23 protein-coding genes are annotated in these 22,172 nt (G+C 65.6%); 7 read left to right on the top strand and 16 right to left on the bottom strand.

All coding sequences use genetic code 11. The annotated features are described in order from the left end of the window. Window positions 1–10: 10 nt before the first annotated feature. From DDE75_RS15850 to coxB, 9 genes are all read right to left on the bottom strand, one after another. Entirely contained in the window at window positions 11–592 is a 582-nt protein-coding gene (locus DDE75_RS15850) for a GNAT family N-acetyltransferase (RefSeq protein WP_108503418.1), read from the bottom strand. Further along, window positions 592–1,800, bottom strand: a complete 1,209-nt coding sequence (locus DDE75_RS15855) for a M16 family metallopeptidase (RefSeq protein ID WP_108503419.1) — start codon at window positions 1,798–1,800, stop codon at window positions 592–594. The genes DDE75_RS15850 and DDE75_RS15855 overlap by 1 nt, the downstream gene beginning before the upstream one ends. A 62-nt stretch (window positions 1,801–1,862) precedes the next feature. Next, a complete protein-coding gene (thrC, locus tag DDE75_RS15860) occupies window positions 1,863–3,239 on the bottom strand; it encodes a threonine synthase (protein WP_108503357.1) in 1,377 nt (458 codons plus the stop codon). A gap of 10 nt (window positions 3,240–3,249) precedes the next feature. Further along, window positions 3,250–3,921, bottom strand: a complete 672-nt coding sequence (locus DDE75_RS15865; protein ID WP_108503358.1) for an SURF1 family protein — start codon at window positions 3,919–3,921, stop codon at window positions 3,250–3,252. 76 nt (window positions 3,922–3,997) lie between these two features. Beyond that, a complete protein-coding gene (locus DDE75_RS15870; RefSeq protein ID WP_108503359.1) occupies window positions 3,998–4,825 on the bottom strand; it encodes a cytochrome c oxidase subunit 3 in 828 nt (275 codons plus the stop codon). Window positions 4,826–4,856: 31 nt separating this feature from the next. Continuing rightward, window positions 4,857–5,429: a cytochrome c oxidase assembly protein gene (locus DDE75_RS15875; RefSeq protein ID WP_108503360.1), complete on the bottom strand. Its 573-nt coding sequence runs from the start codon at window positions 5,427–5,429 to the stop codon at window positions 4,857–4,859. Then, window positions 5,426–5,626: a hypothetical protein gene (locus DDE75_RS15880; RefSeq protein ID WP_108503361.1), complete on the bottom strand. Its 201-nt coding sequence runs from the start codon at window positions 5,624–5,626 to the stop codon at window positions 5,426–5,428. Before DDE75_RS15880 ends, DDE75_RS15875 begins: the two co-directional genes overlap by 4 nt. Continuing rightward, window positions 5,626–6,543 carry a heme o synthase gene (cyoE, locus tag DDE75_RS15885; RefSeq protein WP_108503420.1) on the bottom strand — a complete coding sequence of 306 codons (918 nt, stop codon included), beginning with the start codon at window positions 6,541–6,543 and terminating at the stop codon, window positions 5,626–5,628. The genes DDE75_RS15880 and cyoE overlap by 1 nt, the downstream gene beginning before the upstream one ends. Window positions 6,544–6,613: 70 nt before the next feature. Beyond that, window positions 6,614–7,501 (bottom strand): cytochrome c oxidase subunit II, encoded by an 888-nt coding sequence (gene coxB / locus DDE75_RS15890; protein WP_245894775.1) that lies wholly within the window; start codon window positions 7,499–7,501, stop codon window positions 6,614–6,616. 229 nt (window positions 7,502–7,730) lie between these two features. Here coxB and tldD point away from each other — a divergent pair, with 229 nt between their 5' ends. The 6 genes from tldD (at window position 7,731) to DDE75_RS15920 (ending at window position 15,293) form a co-directional block, all read left to right on the top strand. Beyond that, entirely contained in the window at window positions 7,731–9,155 is a 1,425-nt protein-coding gene (gene tldD / locus DDE75_RS15895) for a metalloprotease TldD (RefSeq protein WP_108503363.1), read from the top strand. 76 nt (window positions 9,156–9,231) lie between these two features. Beyond that, on the top strand, window positions 9,232–10,359 hold the full coding sequence (gene dprA / locus DDE75_RS15900; RefSeq protein ID WP_108503421.1) for a DNA-processing protein DprA: 1,128 nt from the start codon (window positions 9,232–9,234) through the stop codon (window positions 10,357–10,359). A gap of 70 nt (window positions 10,360–10,429) precedes the next feature. Then, a complete protein-coding gene (gene topA / locus DDE75_RS15905) occupies window positions 10,430–13,156 on the top strand; it encodes a type I DNA topoisomerase (protein ID WP_108503422.1) in 2,727 nt (908 codons plus the stop codon). A gap of 130 nt (window positions 13,157–13,286) precedes the next feature. Then, the gene (locus tag DDE75_RS15910; RefSeq protein WP_108503364.1) at window positions 13,287–13,991 is read left to right on the top strand and encodes a CoA transferase subunit A; all 705 of its coding nucleotides are present in this window, start codon (window positions 13,287–13,289) and stop codon (window positions 13,989–13,991) included. Continuing rightward, window positions 13,991–14,632 carry a 3-oxoacid CoA-transferase subunit B gene (locus DDE75_RS15915; RefSeq protein WP_108503365.1) on the top strand — a complete coding sequence of 214 codons (642 nt, stop codon included), beginning with the start codon at window positions 13,991–13,993 and terminating at the stop codon, window positions 14,630–14,632. Before DDE75_RS15910 ends, DDE75_RS15915 begins: the two co-directional genes overlap by 1 nt. A gap of 64 nt (window positions 14,633–14,696) precedes the next feature. After that, window positions 14,697–15,293 carry a hypothetical protein gene (locus tag DDE75_RS15920; protein ID WP_245894776.1) on the top strand — a complete coding sequence of 199 codons (597 nt, stop codon included), beginning with the start codon at window positions 14,697–14,699 and terminating at the stop codon, window positions 15,291–15,293. Here the strand turns inward: DDE75_RS15920 and folD are convergent. From folD to DDE75_RS15935, 3 genes are read right to left on the bottom strand one after another with little or no spacing between them, the layout of a single operon-like run. Beyond that, window positions 15,290–16,165, bottom strand: coding sequence for a bifunctional methylenetetrahydrofolate dehydrogenase/methenyltetrahydrofolate cyclohydrolase FolD (folD, locus tag DDE75_RS15925; RefSeq protein WP_108503367.1), 876 nt, complete (start codon window positions 16,163–16,165; stop codon window positions 15,290–15,292). The two genes, DDE75_RS15920 and folD, sit on opposite strands and share 4 nt — an antisense overlap. Beyond that, the gene (locus tag DDE75_RS15930; protein WP_108503423.1) at window positions 16,162–16,464 is read right to left on the bottom strand and encodes a chorismate mutase; all 303 of its coding nucleotides are present in this window, start codon (window positions 16,462–16,464) and stop codon (window positions 16,162–16,164) included. Before DDE75_RS15930 ends, folD begins: the two co-directional genes overlap by 4 nt. Window positions 16,465–16,513: 49 nt before the next feature. Beyond that, window positions 16,514–16,960, bottom strand: a complete 447-nt coding sequence (locus DDE75_RS15935) for a MarR family winged helix-turn-helix transcriptional regulator (RefSeq protein WP_108503368.1) — start codon at window positions 16,958–16,960, stop codon at window positions 16,514–16,516. Between the two features lie 112 nt (window positions 16,961–17,072). On the opposite strand from DDE75_RS15935, the gene DDE75_RS15940 reads away from it, so the two are divergent. After that, window positions 17,073–17,486: an organic hydroperoxide resistance protein gene (locus tag DDE75_RS15940; RefSeq protein ID WP_245894777.1), complete on the top strand. Its 414-nt coding sequence runs from the start codon at window positions 17,073–17,075 to the stop codon at window positions 17,484–17,486. A 57-nt stretch (window positions 17,487–17,543) separates the two neighbouring features. On the opposite strand, the gene ftsH is transcribed toward DDE75_RS15940, so the two are convergent. The 4 genes from ftsH to pal are packed head-to-tail and all read right to left on the bottom strand — an operon-like array spanning window position 17,544 to window position 22,163. Further along, the gene (ftsH, locus tag DDE75_RS15945; RefSeq protein WP_108503370.1) at window positions 17,544–19,433 is read right to left on the bottom strand and encodes an ATP-dependent zinc metalloprotease FtsH; all 1,890 of its coding nucleotides are present in this window, start codon (window positions 19,431–19,433) and stop codon (window positions 17,544–17,546) included. A 57-nt stretch (window positions 19,434–19,490) separates the two neighbouring features. Beyond that, window positions 19,491–20,717 (bottom strand): tRNA lysidine(34) synthetase TilS, encoded by a 1,227-nt coding sequence (tilS, locus tag DDE75_RS15950; protein ID WP_108503371.1) that lies wholly within the window; start codon window positions 20,715–20,717, stop codon window positions 19,491–19,493. A gap of 7 nt (window positions 20,718–20,724) precedes the next feature. Next, complete coding sequence (locus tag DDE75_RS15955; RefSeq protein WP_245894778.1) at window positions 20,725–21,630, bottom strand: tol-pal system YbgF family protein; 906 nt, start codon at window positions 21,628–21,630, stop codon at window positions 20,725–20,727. Continuing rightward, complete coding sequence (gene pal, locus DDE75_RS15960; protein WP_108503425.1) at window positions 21,627–22,163, bottom strand: peptidoglycan-associated lipoprotein Pal; 537 nt, start codon at window positions 22,161–22,163, stop codon at window positions 21,627–21,629. Before pal ends, DDE75_RS15955 begins: the two co-directional genes overlap by 4 nt. Between the last annotated feature and the right edge of the window lie 9 nt (window positions 22,164–22,172).

Below are 22,172 nucleotides of genomic sequence, written 5' to 3' on the forward strand. Positions count from 1 at the left end.
TGGTCCCCCTTCAGCGGATGTCGGTCTTGCCGCGCCGGTCGCTGCGCAGATTGGCGAACAGCACATGGTTGCGCCAGCGCCCGTTGATCTGCAGATAGCTTTGCGCGACGCCCTCGTATTTGAAGCCGGATTTTTCCAGCACCCCGCGCGAGGCTGCGTTTTCCGGCAGGCAGGCCGCCTCGATCCGTGACAGGTCCAGTTCAGTGAAGGCATGGTGGACCAGGATGCCGATCGCCTCGCGCATATAGCCGTTGCGGGCATAGGGCTGGCCGATCCAATAGCCGATGGTCGCGGACTGGGCAGGACCACGGCGGATGTTGTCCATGGTGATCGCGCCCAGCAACACGCCGTCGCGGCGCACCAGAAACAGCGGAAAGGCCGTTCCCGCCTTGCTGGCACGCGCGGCCCAATAGACGCGGTTGGTGAAGCTTTTCCGCGACAGGTGATCGGGCGACCAGACGGGTTCCCACGGCACCAGAAAATCGCGGCTTTCCGATCTCAGCGCCGTCCAGGCGCCGAAATCGGAATGTGTGGGCAGACGCAGCACGATCCGTTCGGCTTCCAGCCGAAAAGGACGGCGGCGTCCCAGCATCATGCGGCCAGTCGGGCGGCCAGCGCCTCGCGCGTCGGGGCATTGGCGACGGGACCGTAAAGCGCCAATGCCGGACGGGCGCGGGACAGCAGTCCTTCGGCATGGGCGCGCACATCTGCCGCCGTGACCGAGGCGATCTTTTCCGCAACTTCGGCCGGGTCGGGCACGCGGCCCCAGATGGCCAGCGTCCGCGCCATGCGTTCCGCCTGCGCCGAGGGGCTTTCCAGCCCCATCAGCAGCCCCGCACGCAGCTGCGCCTTGGCGCGGGCGATCTCGGCCTCGGACATGTCCTCGGCGGCGCGCTTCATCTCGTCGATGGTCAGATTGGTCAGATCGGCCAGATCATCGCCGCCCGTTCCGGCATAGATGGTCAGCATGCCGGTGTCATCGTGGAACCCGGACTGCGCAAAGATGGTATAGCAGAGGCCGCGTTCCTCGCGCACCTTCTGGAACAGCCGCGACGACATTCCTCCGCCAAGCGCCGAGGAGAATATCTGCGCCGCATAGAAATCGGGCGCCATGTATCCCGGCCCTTCCAGCGCCAATGCGAAATGCGCCTGTTCCAGCTGCTTGACCTGGCGCGTTTCGCGGCCTTGCCAAGTGGCGGCCTCGCGCGGGGCCTGCTGGATGGGCTTCATATGGCCCAGCACCTTTTCGGCCAGGCGCACGATTCGGTCGTGATCGACCGCACCCGCGGCTGCCACCACCATCTGCCCGGGGCCATAGTTTTCGGACACGAAGCCCGCCAGATCGGCGCGACCAAAGCTGCCGACGCGTTCGGCGGGGCCCAGGATGGTGCGCCCCATGGCCTGATCGGGATAGGCGGCCTCTTGCAACCAGTCGAAGATGATGTCGTCGGGCGTGTCCATGGACTGCCCGATTTCCTGCAGGATGACGCCACGCTCGACCTCGATCTCGCGCTGGTCGAAGGCGGGGTTCAACACGATGTCGCTGATGACGTCGAAGGCCAGATCGACGTCATCCTCCAGCACGCGGACGTAATAGGCCGTCGCATCGCGCGAGGTATAGGCGTTGATGTAACCGCCCACATCCTCGATCGCCTCGGCGATCTGCAGAGCACTGCGCTTGGCCGTGCCTTTGAAGGCCATGTGTTCAAGGAAATGCGCGATGCCGTTCTGTTCGGCACGTTCGTTCCGGCCACCGGCGCTGACCCAGATGCCAAGCGCTGCCGAATGCAGGCCGGGCATCTGGCGCGTCACGATGGACAGGCCGTTGGGAAGGGTCGTCAGTCTGGGGGTGGGGTCTTGGGTCAATTGGTTCTCCGCTCGAGGATCAGCGATTTAAGCGCCTCGACGTCATTTTCAACCCGGGTCACGCGCTCGGGCAGGTCGAACAGGTCGGCCATATGGGGCGGCAGGTCCGGGCGGATCCCGATGGCACGTTCGACGGCATCGGGGAATTTCGCGGGATGGGCGGTGGCCAGCGTCACCATCGGTACGCCGGGTTCCAGGTGGCGGTTGGCGACGGCCACGCCCACGGCGCTATGCGGGCAGAGGATCTCTCCGGTCGCCTCGCGCATGGCGCGGATGGTGTCCAGCGTCTCGTCCTCGGACACACGGCCCGAGAGGTATTGCTCGCGCAGGGTCTGCAGCGCGCCCTGGCTGATGGTGAAACCGCCCGACTTCAATTCGTCCATCAGCTGGCCGACCGCCCCGGCATCGCCGCCATAGGCCAGATAGAGCGCCCGTTCAAAATTCGAGCTGACCTGGATGTCCATCGACGGACTGATCGAGGGCTCGACCTCGCCCATCCGGTATTCGCCGCTGGTCAGCGCGCGGTGCAGGATGTCGTTCTGGTTCGTCGCCACGATCAGGCGGCGGATCGGCAGGCCCATCGACCGCGCGATGCTGCCTGCGAAGATGTCGCCGAAATTGCCGGTCGGCACGCAGAAATCGGTCGGTCGCATGCCCAAGCTGGCGGTTGCCGTGAAGTAATAGACGATCTGCGCCACGACGCGTGCCCAGTTGATGCTGTTCACGCCGGCCAGCCCCACGTCGTCGCGGAAGGCATGGTCGTTGAACAGATCCTTGAGCCGCGCCTGGCAGTCGTCGAAATGACCCGTCAGGGCCAGCGCATGGATGTTCTGGGCGGCGGGCGTCGTCATCTGGCGGCGCTGTACCTCGCTGACGCGGCCATGGGGATACATGATGAAGACGTCGACATTCTCGATGCCGCTGAATGCCTCGATGGCGGCGCTGCCGGTATCGCCCGAGGTCGCGCCCACGATGGTGATCTTCTGGCCCGACCGCTTCAGCGCGATGCGGAACAGCTGTGCGATCAGCTGCATTGCGAAGTCCTTGAAGGCCAGCGTCGGGCCGTGGAACAGCTCGAGCAGGTGATGACCGGGGGCCAGCTGCACGAGGGGCGCACGGGCGGCGTGGCTGATGCGGGCATAGGCGCGGTCGATGGCGCCGCGCAATTCGTCATCGGTGAAGCTGCCGGTCGTGAAGGGGCGCACGACGCGGAAGGCGACCTCCTCGTAGGACAGGCCGTCCAGGTCGGCCAGGCCTTCGAAGGTCGGAATGGTTTCCGGCAGATACAGCCCCCCGTCACGGGCCAGCCCGGACAGCATGGCCTGTTCGAAGTTCAGAACCGGGGCCTGACCCCGCGTCGAGACGTAACGCATCGGAAATCCTTCAATAGCTGCGCTGTCTGATACGCCAGATCAACGCCAGTGTCATCACCGCCCAGACCGCCGCGATCATGAACCATTGCACGGCATAGGAGAGGTGGTTGTTTGGAATGCGCTCTATGGTAACGGGCATGGGCGTGACGCCCTGCGCCTGTCCTTCCACGAAGCTGGCGACGACCAGCACGGGTTCGGTATCCAGATGGCGGGCCATGGCATCGACGTCGCGGGCGAACCAGATGTTCTCATCCAGATTGGGCGCGGGGGTCGAGCTGCCGGTATCGGCCGGCCAATGCAGGTTGCCCGTCACCTTCAGCCGGGTCGGCCCGCGTTCCAGATGGCGGGCCTCCTGCGGGATGAAGCCGCGGTCCAGCAGGATGGCGCGCCCGTCGTCGGTGACGAAGCGCGACACGACCTGATAGCCCGCGCCCTGATCGCGCATCTGCGACAGGACGTCGATTTCCTGCCCCGTGGTGGTGCCGGTCACGGTCACGGGCAGGTATTTCATTGACGGATCGACCTGGTCGGGCAGCGGCACCGGATCGCCCTGGATGCCCGCGGTGATCTTGTCCAGCATCCCCTGCTTCCACGCCATGCGGTCCAGTTGCCACAGCCCCAGCTGGATCAGGATGGTACAGCCGAGGATGCCGAGGATCAGGGGGAACAGGTAACGGCGCATTCACACGCTCCGGATAGGGCAACGAAAAACGCGCGGAGGAGGTCCCCCGCGCGTTCCGGATGTCACGGTCGGGGGATCAGCTGCCCCAGATATAGATCACGGCAAACAGCACCAGCCAGATCACGTCGACGAAGTGCCAGTACCAGGCCGCAGCCTCGAACCCCAGATGCTGGTTCTGGGTCATCTGGCCGCGCATCAGGCGGATCAGGCAGACGAACAGGAAGATCGTGCCGATGATGACGTGGATGCCGTGGAAGCCCGTGGCGATGTAGAAGGCCGAGGCATAGGAGGTGTCGGCCAGGCCGAAGGCCGCATGGCTGTATTCATAGGCCTGCAGCAGGGTGAACAGCAGACCCAGGACCACGGCGACGATCAGGCCGTTGATGGTGGTCTTGCGGTCGCCTTCATGGACCAGCGCATGGTGGGCCCAGGTGACGGCCACGCCAGACAGCAGCAGGATCAGCGTGTTGATGAAGGGCAGATGCCAAGGGTCGAAGGTCACGATGCCCTCGGGCGGCCAGACGCCATCGGTGATGGGGCTGTTCTCGCCCATCGGGTACAGCGCGTTCTTGATGAAGTTCCAGAACAGCGTGACGAACAGCATCGCCTCGGACATGACGAACAGCAGGAAGCCGTACTGCAGGCCGATGCGGACGACGGGGGTGTGGTCGCCCTGCTCACCCTCGCGGATCATGTCCGCCCACCAGCCGAAGCTGACATAGCAGGTGCCGATGAAGCCGATGGCGAACATCCAGGGGCCGGTGATCTCGGCGCCTGCGATGGTGACCTGACCGGTCATCCATGCAACCGCACCGAACAGCATGACGAAGACCGCCACCGCCGCCAGGAAGGGCCAGACCGAGGCCGGAAGAATATGGTAGTCGTGGTTCTTAGCATGCGCCATGTCGGATCCCCGTCGGCTCCCCTAGTTCGTCTTAGTTGATGTTTTCGGCAGGTGCCGTGTCAAGCGCCGCCGAGCGCGGCTCTGTCAGGTGGAAGGTATAGGACAGCGTGATGTCGCGCACGTAATCCGCATCCGGATCGTCCACCAGCTCGGGGTCGACATAGAAGCTGACCGGCATTTCCACCCGTTCGCCCGGCTGCAGCGTCTGTTCGGTGAAACAGAAGCACTGCACCTTGATGAAGTAATACCCCGCCACGTCCGGCGCGACGTTATAGCTGGCCGTGCCCGTCAGCGGCTGGTCGGTGTCGTTCACCGCCTCGTAGAAGGCCAGCCCGTTCTCGCCGATCTTCAGGTCCATGCGGGTCTGCATGGGCCGGAAGGTCCAACCCAGATCGCTGTCGGTATTGGCGTCGAAACGCACGCGGACGGTTTCGTCCAGAACCTCGTCCGAGGCGGTCTCGGCCACCTGCGTGGTGCCGCCGAAGCCCGTGACCTGGCAGAACCAGTTGTAGAAGGGCACGGCCGCCCATGCCAGCGCGCCCATGGTCAGAACGACGCCAACCAGAATGGCTGCGGTGCGACCTTCGGGGCTGAGCCGTTTCATTCTGCTTCTCCCTCGGGTTCCAGCGGGGTCAGGGACACGCGGGGCTGGTGGTCATAGCCCTCGATCAACCCGCCTTGGCGAACCTTGACGACGGTCAGCCCGAAGACCAGCGCGACGAAGCAGAGTAGAACCAGCCCAAGACCGATGTTGCGCGACCGGCGCCGCCCGTGAATTTCATGTTCCGTCTGGATCGGCATCACCAGCCCCCCATCCAGCCCTGCACCAGCAGCGCCAGGAAATGAACGAACAGATAGACGAGCGACAGCTTGAAGACCCGCTTTTCCACGGCATAGCCGTCGGCGATCGCCTGGTCTTCGCTGCGCTGCAGGATCTTCCAGCCGCCATGGATGAACATCGCGTTCAGCACCACCGCCACCGCCATGTAGAGCGGCCCGCCGACAGACGTCAGCCCCAGCCAGATCGCGAAGGGCGCCAGCACCAGCGTATAGGCGAAGATATGGCGGCGTGCGGACCGGCGGCCATGCGTCACCGTCAACATCGGCACACCGGCGTTGTGGTAATCTTCCTTCATGAACAGCGCCAGCGCCCAGAAATGGGGGGGCGTCCAGAAGAAGATCAGCGCGAACATCAGCAGGGATTCGATGCTGATCCCGCCCGTGGCGCAGGCCCAACCGATCATCGGAGGGAAGGCGCCTGCCGCACCGCCGATGACGATGTTCTGCGGCGTCCAGCGCTTCAGCCAGACGGTATAGACCACGGCGTAGAAGAAGATGGTGAAGGCCAGAAAGCCGGCCGCGAACCAATTCGCCACCAGCCCCAGCATCATCACCGAAATCACCGACAGCACGATGCCGACACCCAGGGCCTCGGTCGGTTCGATGCGGCCCGAGGGGATGGGGCGGCTCTGCGTGCGGTTCATGATGGCGTCGATGTCGCGGTCGTACCACATGTTCAGCGCGCCCGATGCCCCACCGCCCAGGGCGATGAAAAGCACGGCGCAGAAGCCGATGAAGGGATGCACGGGACCCGGCGCGACCCACAGGCCCACAAAGGCCGTGAACACGACAAGCGACATCACCCGCGGCTTCAGCAGCGCGACATAATCGCCGAACTGCGCCTCGGGGGTGTGCTCATATGCGTTGATATCGGCCATCTTGCCTGCAATCGGTTCGGAAATATCGGACCGGGCCGGCGTCATGCCGGCCCGGTCGGGATCGTGTCGATCAGTTGGCGTCGGCAACCTTGACCGCGTCTTCGGTCACGACGGCCGCGGTCTGCGCCTCTTCCTCGGGGGTGCCGCCCTGTTCGGTGACCCAGGCCGCATAGACCTCGGGGCTGACGGCCTTGACGACGATGGGCATGTAGGCGTGGTTGATGCCGCAAAGCTCGCTGCACTGGCCGAAGTAGGTGCCTTCCTGCTCGACGTTGAACCAGGCCTGCGCGATGCGACCGGGCACGGCGTCCTGCTTCACGGCGAAGGCCGGGATCGTCCAGGAATGGATCACATCGCCCGAGGTGACCTGCAGAAGGACGTTCTTGCCGGTCGGAACGACAACGGCCGTGTCGGTGGCCAGCAGGTATTCATCCTCGCTGTAGCCAGCCTCGGCCAGATCCTGCTTTTCCAGCAGCAGCGAATCGAAGGCGACGCCATTGTCGGGATATTCATAGGACCAGTACCACTGGTGACCCGTGACCTTGACCACGACGTCGGGATCGGCGGGCATTTCCTGGCTGCGGAACAGGATCGGCAGCGAGAACGCCCCGATGGCCACCAGGATCAGCACCGGAACCAGGGTCCATGCGACTTCCAGCGGCGTGTTGTGGGTGAACTTCGCAGGCACCGGGTTGGCGCGCGAGTTGAAGCGCAGGATCACGAACAGCAGCAGCGCGCAGACGACCAGCGTCACCGCAGCGATGATGATCAGCACGAAATGATCCAGCCACTGCTGGTCGCGCGCCAGTTCCGTCGAGGCAGGCTGGAAGCCCGTGCCCCCTGCCACCGGTTTGCCGATCGTGGGCAGATCTTCCAATGCCGTCTGTGCCAATGCAGTTCCGGCCAACATGCCCGCAGATGCGAACCCCATGCCTGCCGCGACTGCACGGCGAATCATCGCTTTTGCCATCATTCCATCCCGTTGCGTTGGCCCGGCCACAATGGCCGCAAGGGCTGCCTTCAGGCTGCCCCTTTTCCTTTCACAGTGACCGCTCTATGACCATATCTAGCCCAATCGGGCAAGACATGACTACAGCATTTCCGGCCAAGATGGGAACGCGACCCGCTGCCGCGCCCCGGCTTTGCCCCTTCTCCGCCCCCTGCCCCGCCCTTGCAAGGAGACCTGCATGAGCCGCCCGCCCTTCGATCCCTTCGCCGCCCAGCTTGACCGCGACACCGCCCTGTCGATCCTGCGCAAGGCCGTGCATGGCGCCGACGACGGCGAGCTGTTCCTTGAACGCAGCCAGTCCGAGACGCTGGTCTTCGACGATGGCCGCCTGCGCAATTCCAGCTTCATGGCGGGTCAGGGTTTCGGCCTGCGCGCCGTGCGCGGAGAGGTGTCCGGATACGCCCACAGCAGCGAGATCACTGTGCCATCCTTGCAACGGGCCGCGGAAACCGCACGGCTGGCCGTCGGAAACGGCGGCGGCGTGATGGCGGCGGCCCCGGCCATGACGCCGGTTAACCTCTATCCGGCGATCGATCCCGCGCAGGACATCTCGATCGCGCGTCGCATCGACCTGCTGCGCCAGATCGACGCCTATGCCCGGCAGCTGGACCCGCGCGTCGTGCAGGTCACCGCCTCCATGGGCAGCAGCGTGCAGGAGGTCGCCATCCTGCGCCCCGAAGGCGGTCTGGCCACCGACATCCGCCCGATGACGCGACTGAATGTCGCAGTCATCGTGGAAAACAACGATCGCCGTGAAAGCGGGAATGCCGGTGGCGGCGGGCGTTACGCGCTGGACGCCCTGATGGAGCCCGCCCATTGGCAGGGTCTGGTCGACGAAGCCCTGCGCATCGCCCTGGTGAACCTGCGGTCCGTCCCCGCCCCCGCCGGCGTCATGGACGTCGTTCTGGGCGCGGGCTGGCCGGGCATCCTTTTGCACGAGGCCGTCGGTCACGGGCTGGAGGGCGATTTCAACCGCAAGAAGGCCTCGGCCTTTGCCGGTCTGATGGGCCAGCGCGTCGCCGCCCCCGGTGTCACCGTGGTCGATGACGGCACCATTCCGGACCGCCGCGGCAGCCTCAACATCGACGACGAGGGCACGCCCCCCGCCCGCAACGTGCTGATCGAGGACGGCATCCTTGTCGGCTATATGCAGGACCGCCAGAACGCGCGGCTGATGGGGGTCGAACCCACGGGCAACGGGCGGCGCGAAAGCTATGCCCATGTGCCGATGCCGCGCATGACCAACACCTATATGCCCGGCGGCGACGCGGACCCGGCGGCGATCCTGGCCGATCTGAAGGATGGCATCTATGCGGTCGGCTTCGGCGGCGGTCAGGTAGATATCACCAACGGCAAGTTCGTGTTCTCATGCACCGAGGCCTATCGCGTGAAGAACGGCGTCGTGGGCGACCCGATTCGCGGCGCGACCCTGATCGGCGACGGCGCGACCGCGCTGCAGCAGATCCGCGGCATCGGCAACGACATGGCGCTGGATCCGGGCATCGGCAATTGCGGCAAGCAGGGCCAATGGGTGCCGGTGGGCGTGGGACAGCCGACGCTGATGATCGGCGGGCTGACAGTGGGCGGCTCGGCTGCGGGGTGAACTGCGGGCATGATTTGCTAACCGCCTGTTAACCATTCGCGCGCTATCCCTGTCCGGGCACCGGGCCGGAGGCATGATGAACAGCAGCGTTTCGATCAGCAGCGACGACGATCTGTCGGTCCTGCGGCTGATCCGGTCCCGCCGGGTCGGCCCCACCACCTTTCACAGGCTGATCGCGGAGCACGGCTCCGCGCGTGCCGCGCTGGCCGCCCTGCCCGAAATTGCGGCCCAATCGGGGGTCAGCGGCTATCAGGTCTGCCCCGAAGGCGTTGCCGCCGCCGAGCTGGCCGCCGGGCGGCGCGCCGGGGCACAGCTGATCCGCTGCGATTCGCCACTCTACCCCGCCCCGCTGCGCGACATCGACGGGGCGCCCGCCATCCTTTGGGTGCGCGGCGATGCGCGACTGCTGTCGGCATCGGTCGTGGCGGTGATCGGGGCGCGGAACGCGTCGTCCCTTGGGCTGCGGATGGCGCGGGGGATGGCTGCGGGCCTGGGCGAACAGGGTCTGGTCGTCGCCGCCGGCCTTGCACGCGGCATTGATGCCACGGCCCATGCGGCCAGCCTGGCGACCGGCACCATCGCCGTCATGGCAGGCGGCATCGACGTGATCTATCCGTCCGAGAATACCCAGCTTGCCGCCCAGATCGCCGAAGCCGGGGCGCTGGTGTCCGAACAGCCGCCCGGGACCGAACCGACCGCGCGTCATTTCCCGACCCGCAATCGCATCGTCTCGGGGCTGTCACGCGCCGTCGTCGTGATCGAGGCCGCGCAACGTTCCGGCACGCTGATCACCGCGAAGAACGCGCTGGATCAGGGGCGCGAGGTTATGGCGGTTCCCGGCCACCCGATGGATGCCCGCGCCTCGGGCTGCAACGCGCTGATCCGCGATGGGGCCACGCTGGTGCGCAACGCAGCCGATGTGGCCGAGGCGTTGGAACAGGCGCCTCAGCGCGAATTCGTGACCCTGTCGCCGCCCGCCCCGGTCAGACAGGTCGCCCCGCCGCGCCAAAGGATCGCGCCTCCGGCCGATGCGACGCCGCTCGAGGATCGTATCCTCGGCCAGCTGACGCCTTCACCCACTGACGAAAACGACCTGATCCGCGACCTGGGCATGGCCGCCTCGGCGGTCAGTGCGGCGCTTCTTTCGCTGGAACTTCAGGGGCGGATCACGCGTCTGGCGGGGGGCCGTCTGGCCTTGGCCTGAACCGCCACCCGTTGACAGTGGCGCGACCTGCACCCATGTTGCCGCCCCATTGCAGCTGTCCGAGGTTCCCATGCCCGTTGTCGTCGTCGAATCCCCGGCCAAGGCCAAGACCATCGAAAAATACCTGGGCGGCGATTACCGCGTTCTGGCCAGTTTCGGCCATGTCCGCGACCTGCCCCCCAAGGACGGCAGCGTCGATCCCGACCATGATTTCGACATGAAGTGGGAAGTCGCTTCGGACAGCAAGAAGCACCTGAAGGCCATCAAGGATGCGCTGAAGGAAGACCCCAACCTGATCCTGGCCACCGACCCCGACCGCGAGGGCGAGGCGATCAGCTGGCACCTGCTGGAGGCGCTGCAAACGTCGCTGAAGAAGACCAGCGAGGTCAGCCGCGTCACCTTCAACGCCATCACCAAGACCGCCGTGACCGAAGCCATGGCCAAGCCCCGCCAGATCGACCAGCCGCTGGTCGACGCCTATCTGGCCCGCCGCGCGCTGGACTATCTGGTGGGCTTCAAGTTGTCTCCGGTCCTGTGGCGCAAGCTGCCCGGCGCGAAATCGGCGGGCCGCGTGCAATCGGTCTGCCTGCGTCTGATCGTCGATCGGGAAATGGAGATCGAGGCCTTCAAGGCCCGCGAATACTGGTCCGTGCATGCCCGCCTGACCACGCCCGGTGGCGACGAATACGACGCGACCCTGACCACGCTGGCAGGCTCCAAGCTGGACCGGTTTGACCTCGCGACCGCCGAACAGGCCGCGATGGCCGTCAGCGCCGTGACCAGCCGCGACCTGAAGGTCAGCAGCGTCACCGCCAAGCCCGCCAGCCGCAACCCCTGGCCGCCCTTCATGACCTCGACCCTGCAGCAGGAGGCCAGCCGCAAGATGGGCATGGGCGCCAAGGCCTGCATGTCGGCGGCGCAGCGCCTCTATGAGGCCGGGCTGATCACCTATATGCGGACCGATGGCATCGACATGGCCCCCGAGGCGGTGATGGCCGCCCGCGACGCGATCAAGGCGAAATTTGGCGAAAACTACCTGCCGAAAAGCCCGCGCATGTACAAGAACAAGGCCAAGAACGCGCAGGAGGCCCACGAGTGCATCCGTCCGACCGACATGATGATGTCGCCGGAAAAGGCGCGTCTGACGGCGGACGATCAGCGCAAGCTCTATGACCTGATCTGGAAGCGCACCATCGCCAGCCAGATGGAAGCCGCCCGGATGGAGCGCACCACCGTCGAGATCACCAGCCCCGACGCTCAGGTCGGTCTGCGTGCCAACGGCCAGGTGATGCTGTTCGACGGCTTCCTGCGGGTCTATGACCAGGGCCGCGACGATGACGACGGCGAAGACAGCGCCCGTCTGCCCGCCATCACCGAAGGCGAGGCCGCGACGCTGGTCGCCAGCGGCTTCGACGCGGAATTCGCCAAGGCGGGCGAGAAGACCGACCCCCTGCCCGACGCCCCCAAGGGCCAGCGCGCGGCCCCCGGTTTGCTGATGAACGACGCGGCATCGACCGCCGCACGCCAGCATTTCACCCAGCCCCCGCCCCGTTATACCGAAGCCACGCTGGTCAAGCGGATGGAGGAGTTGGGCATCGGGCGCCCCTCAACCTATGCCAGCATCGTCACGACCATTCAGGACCGAGACTATGTCCGCAAGGAAAAGAACCGCCTGATCCCCGAGGACAAGGGACGTCTGGTCACGACCTTCCTGGTCAAATATTTCCCGCGCTATGTCAGCCACGACTTCACCGCGAACCTTGAAAACGAGTTGGATGAAATCAGCGCCGGCGACCGCCTGTGGCGCGAGGTTCTGAGCCGCTTCTGGAAGGATTTCTCGAAGGCGCTGGAAGGCACATCCGAACTGCGCATCACCGAAGTGCTGGATGCCATCGACGAGGCGCTTGCCCCGCATCTCTATCCGCCCCGCGCGGATGGGGGTGATCCGCGGGTCTGCCCGCTGTGTGGCGAGGGTCGGCTGAACCTCAAGACCGCGCGTTCGGGCGGCGCATTCATCGGCTGCACGAATTATCCCGAATGCCGCTATACCCGCCCCCTTTCGGCCCCCGACGGCGAGGAACCCGTGGGCGACCGCGTGCTGGGCGAGGATGCGGGCGACCAGATCAGGCTGAAGACCGGCCGTTTCGGTCCCTATGTCCAGCGCGGCGAGGCCACCGAGGAGTTTCCGAAACCACCCCGCGCCTCGATTCCCAAGGGCTGGGACGCGGCCAAGCTGGATCTGGATCAGGCGCTGCAACTGCTGGCCTTGCCCCGTCCGGTGGGGCCACACCCCGAGGACGGCGTGATGATCGAGGCGGGCATTGGCCGCTTCGGTCCCTTCGTCAAGCACGGCTCGAAATACGCCAACCTCTCCGATGTCGAAGAGGTGTTCACCGTCGGTATGAACCGCGCGGTCGAGGTTCTGGCCGCCAAGCAGACCCGCGGTCGCGGTGCGGCGGCGGCTCCGTTGAAGGAATTGGGCGATCACCCCGATGGCGGCGCGATCCAGGTGATGAACGGCCGCTATGGCCCCTATGTAAAATGGGAAAAGATCAATGCGACCCTGCCGCGCGACGTCGAACCGGCGGATCTGACCGTCGAACAGGCGCTTGAACTGATCGCGGCCAAGGCGGCGAAATCGCCCAAGAAGGCCGCCAAGAAGCCGGCGGCGAAAAAGCCCGCGGCCAAGAAACCCGCAGCCAAGAAGACGGCGGCCAAATCCACGGCGGCGAAGAAGCCAGCCGCCAAGAAGACGACAAGGGCCACGAAGACCGACGACACCCCGCCTGAGGCTTGATCCCCACGGGACCCGCCATCAGCGCCGCCGCATCACCCTGCGGCGGCGTTGTCGCATCCCGGCCCGATTGACACTTGCGGGGGCACGGGCGACAAACCGGTCAAGTTCAGCAAACTTGGGGGGAGGCCTGATGAAGAAGGTTTACGGGACGGCGTCCGAGGCGCTCGAGGGTGTCTTGCACGACGGGATGTTCATCGCGGCGGGGGGCTTCGGGCTGTGTGGCATCCCCGAGCTGCTGATCGCGGCGATCCGCGATGCGGGCACCAAGGATCTGACCATCGCCAGCAACAATTGCGGCATCGACGATTTCGGGCTGGGGATCCTGCTGCAGACCCGCCAGATCCGCAAGATGATCAGCAGCTATGTCGGCGAGAACGCCGAATTCATGCGCCAGTACCTCTCGAAGGAGCTGGAGCTGGAGTTCAACCCCCAGGGCACCCTGGCCGAACGCATGCGCGCCGGGGGCAGCGGCATCGCGGGCTTTTATACCAAGACCGGCGTCGGCACGATGATCGCCGAGGGTAAGGAGGTGAAGACCTTCGACGGTCAGGATTACATCCTGGAACGCGGCATCGTCGCCGACCTGTCGATCGTGAAGGCCTGGAAAGCCGATGACACCGGCAACCTGGTCTTCCGCAAGACGGCGCGCAACTTCAACCCGCCCGCCGCCATGTGCGGCAGGATCTGCGTGGCCGAGGTCGAAGAGATCGTCCCGCGCGGCAGCCTCGACCCCGACCAGATCCACCTGCCGGGCATCTATGTCCACCGCATCGTGCAGGGCACCCACGAAAAGCGCATCGAGCAGCGCACCACCCGCAAGAAGGAGGACGCGTGATGACCGAGGCACCCAAGGGTTGGGATCGCAACCGCATGGCCGCCCGCGCCGCCGAGGAGCTGGAGGACGGCATGTACGTCAACCTCGGCATCGGGATCCCGACGCTGGTGGCCAATTACGTCGGCGACAAGGACATCACCCTGCAATCCGAAAACGGCATGCTGGGCATGGGCCCCTTTCCTTTCGAGGGCGAGGAAGACCCCGACCTGATCAATGCCGGCAAGCAGACCATCACCGAACTGGACCGCACCAGCTATTTCGACAGCGCGACCAGCTTCGGGATGATCCGCGGCGGCAAGATCGCCGCCGCCATCCTTGGCGCGATGGAGGTTGCCGAAAACGGCGACCTGGCCAACTGGATGATCCCCGGCAAGCTGATCAAGGGCATGGGCGGCGCGATGGATCTGGTCGCGGGCGTGGGCCGGGTGATCGTGGTGATGGACCATCAGAACAAGGCGGGCGAGAGTAAGATCCTGCGCGAATGCACGCTGCCGCTGACCGGCAAGGGCGTCGTAGACCGCATCATCACCAACCTCGGCGTGCTGGACGTGGTGCCGGGCGGGTTGCGCATCGTCGAACTGGCCGAAGGCATCTCCGAGGACCAGATCCGCGCCGCAACACAGGCAAAAATCGTCGACTGAACCCTGCCCGCGCCGGTCCTCTCCGGTGCGGGTGCCGCACCGGACCGCATAGGACAGCTCTCGCATGACCCCCGACAACCCGATGACCGCCGAACGGATCGAGGCGCTTTTCACCCAGACCGATCAGGGTTTCCACTGTGCGCGTTGGGGCCGCCCCGTTGCGCCGGTGATCTTCGGCCTGGCCGATGAGACGCTGGACATCTTCCGCAGCGCGATCAAGGCCGGCTTCACCCACGCCGGTCATCCCGTCGTCGAAACCGACCCCGAGATGGGCGCCAACCTGATGGTCTTCTTCCTGCGCAGCTGGGATGAGCTGTCGGATATCCCCGATCTGGCGCATCTGACTGGCATCCCCGATCTTCCGCAGCGCCTGAAGGGCAGCCAGGCAAGCCAGTATCGGCTGTTCAGGCATGACGGCGACGATTCGATCCGTGCCTGCATGATCTTTCTGAACATGTCCGGGCCCTTGGCCGAGGCCCATCCCGCCAAGCTGGCGGAACGCGTGATGATGCAATCGGCGCTGACCTTCGCAACCGACTTCGTGGCCGATGCGCAAATGGCCGCGCTGATCCGCGCGGCCTATGACCCGGTGCTGCCGGTCGCCTCGGACCAGCCAACCCATGCGCTGCGGCTGGCGGCGCGGATGACCGCGCAGGCTTAGGGCGTCAGCCCCTCGGGGTCGGGCAGCCCGTTGGCCCGCGCAGTCGCGGTCAGCGTGTTGGCCAGCAGGCAGGCAATGGTCATGGGCCCCACGCCTCCGGGAACGGGCGTCATGGCACCCGCCACTTTTTCCACCGACGCCTGATCGACGTCGCCGACCAGGCCATCTTCAGTCCGGTTGATGCCCACGTCGATCACCGTCGCGCCCGGCTTGATCCAGTCGCCCTTGACGAAGCCCGCACGACCGACGGCCGCCACGACGATATCCGCATGGCGGCAAAGCCCCGGCAGATCCGCGGTGCGCGAGTGAGCCACGGTGACCGTCGCGCTGTCACGCAGCAACAGTTGCGCCATGGGCTTGCCCACGATGTTGCTGCGCCCGATCACCACCGCATTCTTGCCCGCCAGCGACCCCAGACGGTCGCGCAGCAGCATCAGGCAGCCAAGCGGTGTGCAGGGCACCATTGCCTTCTGACCCGTCGCCAGGCGCCCGACGTTCAGGATGTGAAAGCCATCCACGTCCTTATCAGGGGTGATGGCGTTGATGACGGCGGCCTCATCCATGTGGTCGGGCAGCGGCAGCTGCACCAGGATGCCGTTGACCGCCGGATCGGCATTCAACCGTTCGACCAGCGCCAGCAGGTCGGCTTGGGGTGTATCGGCGGGCAGCTTGTGTTCGAACGAGGCCATGCCGACCTCTTTCGTCATCCGACCCTTCGAGCGGACATAGACCTGGCTTGCCGGATCCTCACCCACCAGAACCACGGCCAGCCCCGGCGTGATGCCCTGTTCGTTCATGCGGGCGACCTCGGTCGCGATGCGCGTGCGAAGGTTGGCCGCGAAGGCCTTTCCGTCGATGATCTGGGCGGTCATGGGCGATCCTTGTGCAAGTGACGTTCTTCCTGCGCGATGGCGGCCTCGATCAGGTCGCGCCACAGCCGGTCGTACAGGTCGGGGTCAAGCCCGTGCCGAATGGCATGGGCGCGGACGTTCGACACCACCTGCTCGACCCGCTCGGGGATGCGGGCGGGCCAGCCGTTGCCGGACTTGATGCGGGCCGCGCGGTCGATCAGCGCATGGCGACGTGCCAGCAGGGCCATCAGTTCGGCGTCCAGCGCATCGATCTCGAGGCGCAGGGCGGGCATGTCCGGGATGTTGTCGGTCGGTGTCATGATGGCGATCCATTGCACCCTGATGCAGGGAACCGCAAGGCCTCGGGCCCTATTCGGGATCCTGCAATGCCATCGAACTGCGCAATCTGCGGATCATTGACTGCAACTGCAGCAGTTCCGCCATGGACATGCCCGTATCCTTGATCACACAGGACCGGATATGGTCCACATGCGACTGCAGGGCGGCACCTTGGTCGGTCAGCGACACGATGACCCGCCGTTCATCCTGCGGATCGCGTTTGCGGGTGACCAGACCGGCAGCCTCGATCCGCTTGATCAGCGGGGTCAGCGTGCTGCTGTCCAATCCCAGCCCCGCGCCCAGCTGCCCGACGGATTGCCCATCCTGCCCCCAGAGGGACATCAGCACCAGATACTGGGGATAGGTCAGCCCCAAAGGGTCAAGCAGCGGCTTGTAGATACGCCCAAAGGCCAAGTTGACCGCGTAGACGTCGAAACAGAGCATGCTTTCCAGCGGCGTATCGTCGTTCTGTACCATGTGGGTTCACTTAGTTTGCGCGCGATGGGATCGCAAGGCTTGCGTTATTTATCTTGCGATTATATGTCGTGCCATTGTTTATTGCGAAAGGTTAATCATGCTGACAAACGTCATGTACCGCACTTCGGCAACAGCAACAGGCGGGGGTCGCAATGGCCATACCGAGGTCGACGATGGCAGTGCCGGCTTCGATCTGGCGGTTCCCAAGGCCTTGGGCGGTTCATCCGATCAGGGCATGAACCCCGAAAAGCTGTTCGCCATGGGATACTCCTCGTGCTTCATCGGTGCCTTGCATCACTATGCGGCCTCGCAGAAGGTCAAGGTTCCGGCGTCGACCTCGGTCAAGGTTTCGGTCGGGATCGGTCCGCGCGAAGACGGCGGCTTCGGCCTGGATGTGCAGATCATCGTCGCCATACCGGGAATGGACCGCGCCCAAGCCGACGCGCTGATCCAGGGCGCGCATCACATCTGCCCCTATTCCCACGCCACCAGCAATACCCTGGCCATCGCCCCGGTTCTTGCCTGACGGCATGAAAAAGGCCCCCGATCCGGACAGGATCGGGGGCCTTTTCATTTGGCCATTTTATGCCGGCGCAGGATCGCCACCCGGCGTTGGGCCGGTCTTCGGCACTGCTGTCACCGAGGGGATCTTGGTCGCGGGCGTGTCGTCATCATTGTCGTCCAGCGAATCGCCACGGACAATCTTGCCGATCTCTTCGCCGGTCAGGGTTTCGTATTCCAGCAGGCCTTTGGCCAGACGCTCGAACTCGACCTCCTTCTCGATCAGGATGCGGCGCGCTTCCTGATAGCCAGTCTCGATCAGTTCGCGGACCTCTTCCTCGATCAGTTCCTTGGTCGCTGCCGAAACCGAGAAGCCGCCGGTGCTGCCGTTATAGCCCTCATGCGCCTCGGCATAGTCGACGGCGCCAACCTTGTCGGACATGCCCCACCGCATCACCATGGCGCGGGCCAGGGCGCTGGCCTGCTGGATGTCGCCAGCCGGACCGTTAGAGACGCCCTCTTCACCATACTTGATGATCTCGGCGGCCTTGCCGGCCATCGTCATGATGATCTTCTGCTTGGCTTCATCCTTGTGGAAGTTCAGGCGGTCCATTTCGGGCAGGCTGACGACCATGCCCAAGGCCCCGCCGCGCGGAATGATCGTGGCCTTGTAGACCGGATCGCACTTGGGCAGCGACAGACCGACAATGGCATGACCGGCCTCGTGATAGGCGGTCTTTTCCTTCTGTTCCGGCGTCAGAACCATGCTTCGGCGTTCGACACCCAGCATCACCTTGTCCTTGGCGCTTTCGAAATCGGCCATGCTGACGAAGCGGCGACCGATGCGGGCAGCGGTTAGGGCCGCCTCGTTCACCAGGTTCATCAGGTCCGCACCCGAGAAACCGGGCGTGCCGCGGGCAATCAGGCGCAGGTCGACGTCGGGACCCACGGGGACCTTGCGTGCGTGAACCGAAAGGATTTTCTCGCGGCCCTTGATGTCCGGGTTCGGCACGTGGATCTGGCGGTCGAAACGGCCCGGACGCAACAGCGCGGGGTCCAGCACGTCCTTGCGGTTGGTGGCCGCGATGATGATGATGCCTTCGTTAGCCTCGAAGCCGTCCATCTCGACCAGCAGCTGGTTCAGCGTCTGTTCGCGTTCGTCGTTGCCGCCGCCGATGCCCACGCCACGGGCGCGACCCACGGCGTCGATCTCATCGATGAACAGGATGCAGGGCGATGATTTCTTGGCCTGCTCGAACATGTCGCGCACACGGCTGGCACCGACACCCACGAACATCTCGACGAAGTCCGACCCCGAGATGGTGAAGAACGGAACGCCGGCCTCGCCTGCAATGGCGCGCGCCAACAGGGTCTTACCAGTGCCCGGAGGACCGACCAGCAGCGCGCCTTTGGGGATCTTGCCACCAAGGCGGCTGAACTTCTGCGGGTTGCGCAGAAACTCGACGATCTCTTCCAGCTCTTCCTTGGCTTCGTCGATGCCCGCGACGTCGTCGAAGGTCACGCGGCCGTGCTTTTCCGTCAGCAGCTTGGCCTTGGACTTGCCAAAGCCCATCGCGCCGCCCTTGCCGCCGCCCTGCATGCGGTTCATGAAGAAGATCCACACCCCGATCAGCAGGATGAACGGCAGCCAGACGCCGATCAGCGACATCAACCCCGAGCTTTGCTGCTTGACCACGCGGACGTCGATGCCCTGCGCGATCAGCTTGTCGGCGATCTCCTCGCCCATCGGGCGCACGGTGGTGTATTCCTGACCGTCAGCGCCGGTCATGGCGACATCCTCGCCGTCGATGACGACGTTGGACACCTGTTCGTTCTGAACACGCTGGATGAAGTCGGAATAGCTGATCTGGCGGCCATTCATGGCGGTCGAGCCGTCGCTGAACAGATTGAACAGGGCCAGAACCATCAGGAACAGAACCACCCAGAAGGCGAAATTTCGTGCGTTGCCCAAAACGGGTCCTCCGGCGGAATGCGGTTTGAATTGAAAATAGGGATTATCGCGACAGGTTCAATGCGCCTTCACCAGACTGCGGAAATCTGCCGCGCCCCTGAGGGCGGAAACCGTGATCCCCGGCACCTGTCGCAACAGCGGCGCGCCGATCAGGCGGTCCCCCTGCCAGATCGCGGGGCTTGCGGCGGCCTCGTCGCGCAGCAGGCCCGAATCACGCCAGCCCAATCCGGGCAGCGGATCGGTGCCCAGCATCGCGACGTGCTGACCGGGTTGCAGCCCCGTGATCCGCCACCTGCGATCCCAGGTCTGCCCGAAAAGGGCGATATCGGCCCGCGCCGCCGAGGCAGCCTCGCGCGTCAGTCGAAGCCGTCCGCCGGCGGGCGACAGCATCACCCCGTCCAGCGTCACCCGACCCTGCGCCATCATCGCCTCAAGCGCGTGGATCAGCGTCGCGCGGCGTGGCGGATAATCGCCCCCAGTCACCCATCGACAGCCTGCGACAAGGATGCGGCGGCGGATCTCGGGGGGGGCCGCGCGCAGGTCCGACAGCGGCAGCGACAGGCTGCCACGGTCGAACTGCGCATCGCTGGCGATCATCAGCGCGAATTCCGACAGCGCGTCGCGGGCATCGGCAATATGGCGGGCCGAACGCGCCAGCCCCGCGATGTCCAGACCAAGCGTTCCGATGGCCTGCCGCACGCGCACCCGGTCGAAATCGGGGTTGTCGTTGCTGGGATCGTCGATCCAGCCGTGACCATGCAGACGCAGCCAATCGCGCAGATCGGCCCGCCCCACCTCCAGCATCGGCCGCAGCCAGCGCATGTCGAAGGCGTCGCGCCAAGGGGCCATCCCCGCCAGTCCGTCGATGCCCGACCCGCGCGCAAGCCGCATGACCAGCGTCTCGGCCACATCGTCGGCGGTATGGCCAAGCGCCACGGCAGGCAGCCCATTGCGGCGCGCCCAGCCCGACAGCAGCCGCAGGCGCGCATCGCGGGCCTGCGCCATCAGGTTGCCGGTTCGCGTCTCGCGTTGCCACAACAAGGTCGCATGCGGCAGGTTCAGGGCACGGGCGGTGCGGGCGACGGATTGCGCCTCGGCGGCGCTGCCCTCGCGCAGGCCATGATCGACGGTTGCGACCATCAGCTTGCGCCCCTTGGCCCAATCGGCGGCGACATGCAGCATCGCGACCGAGTCCCCCCCGCCCGAGACCGCCAGCCCAAGCGCGGGCAGATCGCCCGCCAGCCGGTCAAGGGCGGCGCGGATCGTGGCGGCGGGATCAGTCATCGGGGGGTCACTGGTATTCGGCCATATCCGCAGCAGCCTCGGGGTCCAGCGCCGGATCCAGCAGCGGGTCCAGCGCGCCCAGGTCATCCACGCCGCAGCGCAGTTCCGCCACGCGCTGCTCGGCGGTGGCGGCCTCGGGCGTGCCGGGGAAGCGGGCGGGGATCTCGGCCAGATAGAGGCAGGCAGCGGTGGCGTCTCCCTGCCCTTCGATCACCGTGGCGATACCCAGCAGGCTTTCACCCGCGCGCGGCCCGTCGGGATCGGCGGCGAAACCTTCCAGCCATGCGGCGGCGGCATCACGAGGCTGACCCGCCATCTGCAGGGCCTGCCCGCGCAGGAACAAGGCTTCGGCGGTCAGCGGACCACCGGCATGGGTCTGGGCGACATCGGCGAACATCTGTGCCGCGCGGGCGTGATCGCCCTTTTCCAGCGCCTCGCGGGCCGCATCGAAATCCTCCTGTTCGGTCCGGGTCGCAGCCGGCGCACCCTGATCGGGGGTCGCAGGCGCGGCGGGGGCCAGTTCAGGGTTGCCGCTTGCCTGGGGCATCGTCGTCAGACTGGACAGATCGCAGGTCTCGTCGATCTCGCACAGCCGAAACTCAAGATCCGAAAGCTGACGGTCCATGTCGCGCGATGTGCCGTTGACGCGGTTCTGCAAACGCTCGGCCTGATTGGTCAGCTGCATCAACTGGCTTTCCATCGCGTTCATCCGGTCGATGGCGGATGCCCCGCCCGCCGCCTGATAACCCGCCGCCCCCGAGGCCCGCAATTCGGACCGCAGCGTTTGCAGCTGGCCGCGCAGATCCGACAGCTGACCGCGCAGATCGGCCAGCGTGGCAGCATCGGGTGCTGCCGAAGCCGCCCCCGCCGCCGTCATGGCCAGCATCACCGAAAGCGCGGCCTGTCGGATCATGCCCCGGCCCCGGTGTCGTTGACCACGGTCACTGCACGGCGGTTCTTGGCATAGCAGCCTTCGTCCGAGCATGTCTCGGCCGGGCGCTCCTTGCCGAAGGACAGCGTCCGGATGCGTCCCGGCGCGACCCCTTGGGCCACCAAATATTCCTGCACGGCACTGGCGCGGCGCGCGCCCAGGGCCAGGTTGTATTCCCGCGTGCCTGTTTCCTCGGCATGGCCTTGGACGACGGCGGTGAAATTGCCGTTCTGCGACAGCCATTCGGCCTGCCGTGCCAAGATGGTGCGGGCATCGGGCGTCAACGTGGTCTGATCGACGGGGAACAGCACGGTATCGCCGACCGTGCCCTGGAAATACTGCGCCGTCGCCTGCGACCCGAGCGTGCCTCCGTTCAGGTTGCCTTGGAACACCGCGCCCCCTCCGACGTTGGAATAGGGGTCGACCACGGGCGGCGCCACAGGCGGCGCTGGCTGGGCACAGGCGGCCAAGGCCAGCAGGCACCCCGTCAGTGCGGTCTTCGTCGCAATGTTCATCATGTCATC

This window comes from Paracoccus indicus, assembly GCF_003056335.1.
Taxonomy (GTDB): domain Bacteria; phylum Pseudomonadota; class Alphaproteobacteria; order Rhodobacterales; family Rhodobacteraceae; genus Paracoccus; species Paracoccus indicus.

Bases quoted from the DNA above. Each gene is read 5' to 3' on its own strand.
- topA (WP_108503422.1), top strand. From the start codon at position 10,430: ATGCCCGTTGTCGTCGTCGAATCCCCGGCCAAGGCCAAGACCATCGAA.
- coxB (WP_245894775.1), bottom strand. From the start codon at position 7,501: ATGATTCGCCGTGCAGTCGCGGCAGGCATGGGGTTCGCATCTGCGGGC.
- thrC (WP_108503357.1), bottom strand. From the start codon at position 3,239: ATGCGTTACGTCTCGACGCGGGGTCAGGCCCCGGTTCTGAACTTCGAA.
- DDE75_RS15850 (WP_108503418.1), bottom strand. From the start codon at position 592: ATGCTGGGACGCCGCCGTCCTTTTCGGCTGGAAGCCGAACGGATCGTG.
- DDE75_RS15915 (WP_108503365.1), top strand. From the start codon at position 13,991: ATGACCGAGGCACCCAAGGGTTGGGATCGCAACCGCATGGCCGCCCGC.
- DDE75_RS15865 (WP_108503358.1), bottom strand. From the start codon at position 3,921: ATGCGCCGTTACCTGTTCCCCCTGATCCTCGGCATCCTCGGCTGTACC.
- DDE75_RS15870 (WP_108503359.1), bottom strand. From the start codon at position 4,825: ATGGCGCATGCTAAGAACCACGACTACCATATTCTTCCGGCCTCGGTC.
- DDE75_RS15955 (WP_245894778.1), bottom strand. From the start codon at position 21,630: ATGATCCGACAGGCCGCGCTTTCGGTGATGCTGGCCATGACGGCGGCG.
- DDE75_RS15910 (WP_108503364.1), top strand. From the start codon at position 13,287: ATGAAGAAGGTTTACGGGACGGCGTCCGAGGCGCTCGAGGGTGTCTTG.
- DDE75_RS15855 (WP_108503419.1), bottom strand. From the start codon at position 1,800: ATGCCCGGCCTGCATTCGGCAGCGCTTGGCATCTGGGTCAGCGCCGGT.
- folD (WP_108503367.1), bottom strand. From the start codon at position 16,165: ATGACCGCCCAGATCATCGACGGAAAGGCCTTCGCGGCCAACCTTCGC.
- DDE75_RS15935 (WP_108503368.1), bottom strand. From the start codon at position 16,960: ATGGTACAGAACGACGATACGCCGCTGGAAAGCATGCTCTGTTTCGAC.
- DDE75_RS15920 (WP_245894776.1), top strand. From the start codon at position 14,697: ATGACCCCCGACAACCCGATGACCGCCGAACGGATCGAGGCGCTTTTC.
- cyoE (WP_108503420.1), bottom strand. From the start codon at position 6,543: ATGGCCGATATCAACGCATATGAGCACACCCCCGAGGCGCAGTTCGGC.
- DDE75_RS15930 (WP_108503423.1), bottom strand. From the start codon at position 16,464: ATGACACCGACCGACAACATCCCGGACATGCCCGCCCTGCGCCTCGAG.
- DDE75_RS15875 (WP_108503360.1), bottom strand. From the start codon at position 5,429: ATGAAACGGCTCAGCCCCGAAGGTCGCACCGCAGCCATTCTGGTTGGC.
- tldD (WP_108503363.1), top strand. From the start codon at position 7,731: ATGAGCCGCCCGCCCTTCGATCCCTTCGCCGCCCAGCTTGACCGCGAC.
- pal (WP_108503425.1), bottom strand. From the start codon at position 22,163: ATGAACATTGCGACGAAGACCGCACTGACGGGGTGCCTGCTGGCCTTG.
- tilS (WP_108503371.1), bottom strand. From the start codon at position 20,717: ATGACTGATCCCGCCGCCACGATCCGCGCCGCCCTTGACCGGCTGGCG.
- DDE75_RS15880 (WP_108503361.1), bottom strand. From the start codon at position 5,626: ATGCCGATCCAGACGGAACATGAAATTCACGGGCGGCGCCGGTCGCGC.
- DDE75_RS15940 (WP_245894777.1), top strand. From the start codon at position 17,073: ATGTACCGCACTTCGGCAACAGCAACAGGCGGGGGTCGCAATGGCCAT.
- dprA (WP_108503421.1), top strand. From the start codon at position 9,232: ATGAACAGCAGCGTTTCGATCAGCAGCGACGACGATCTGTCGGTCCTG.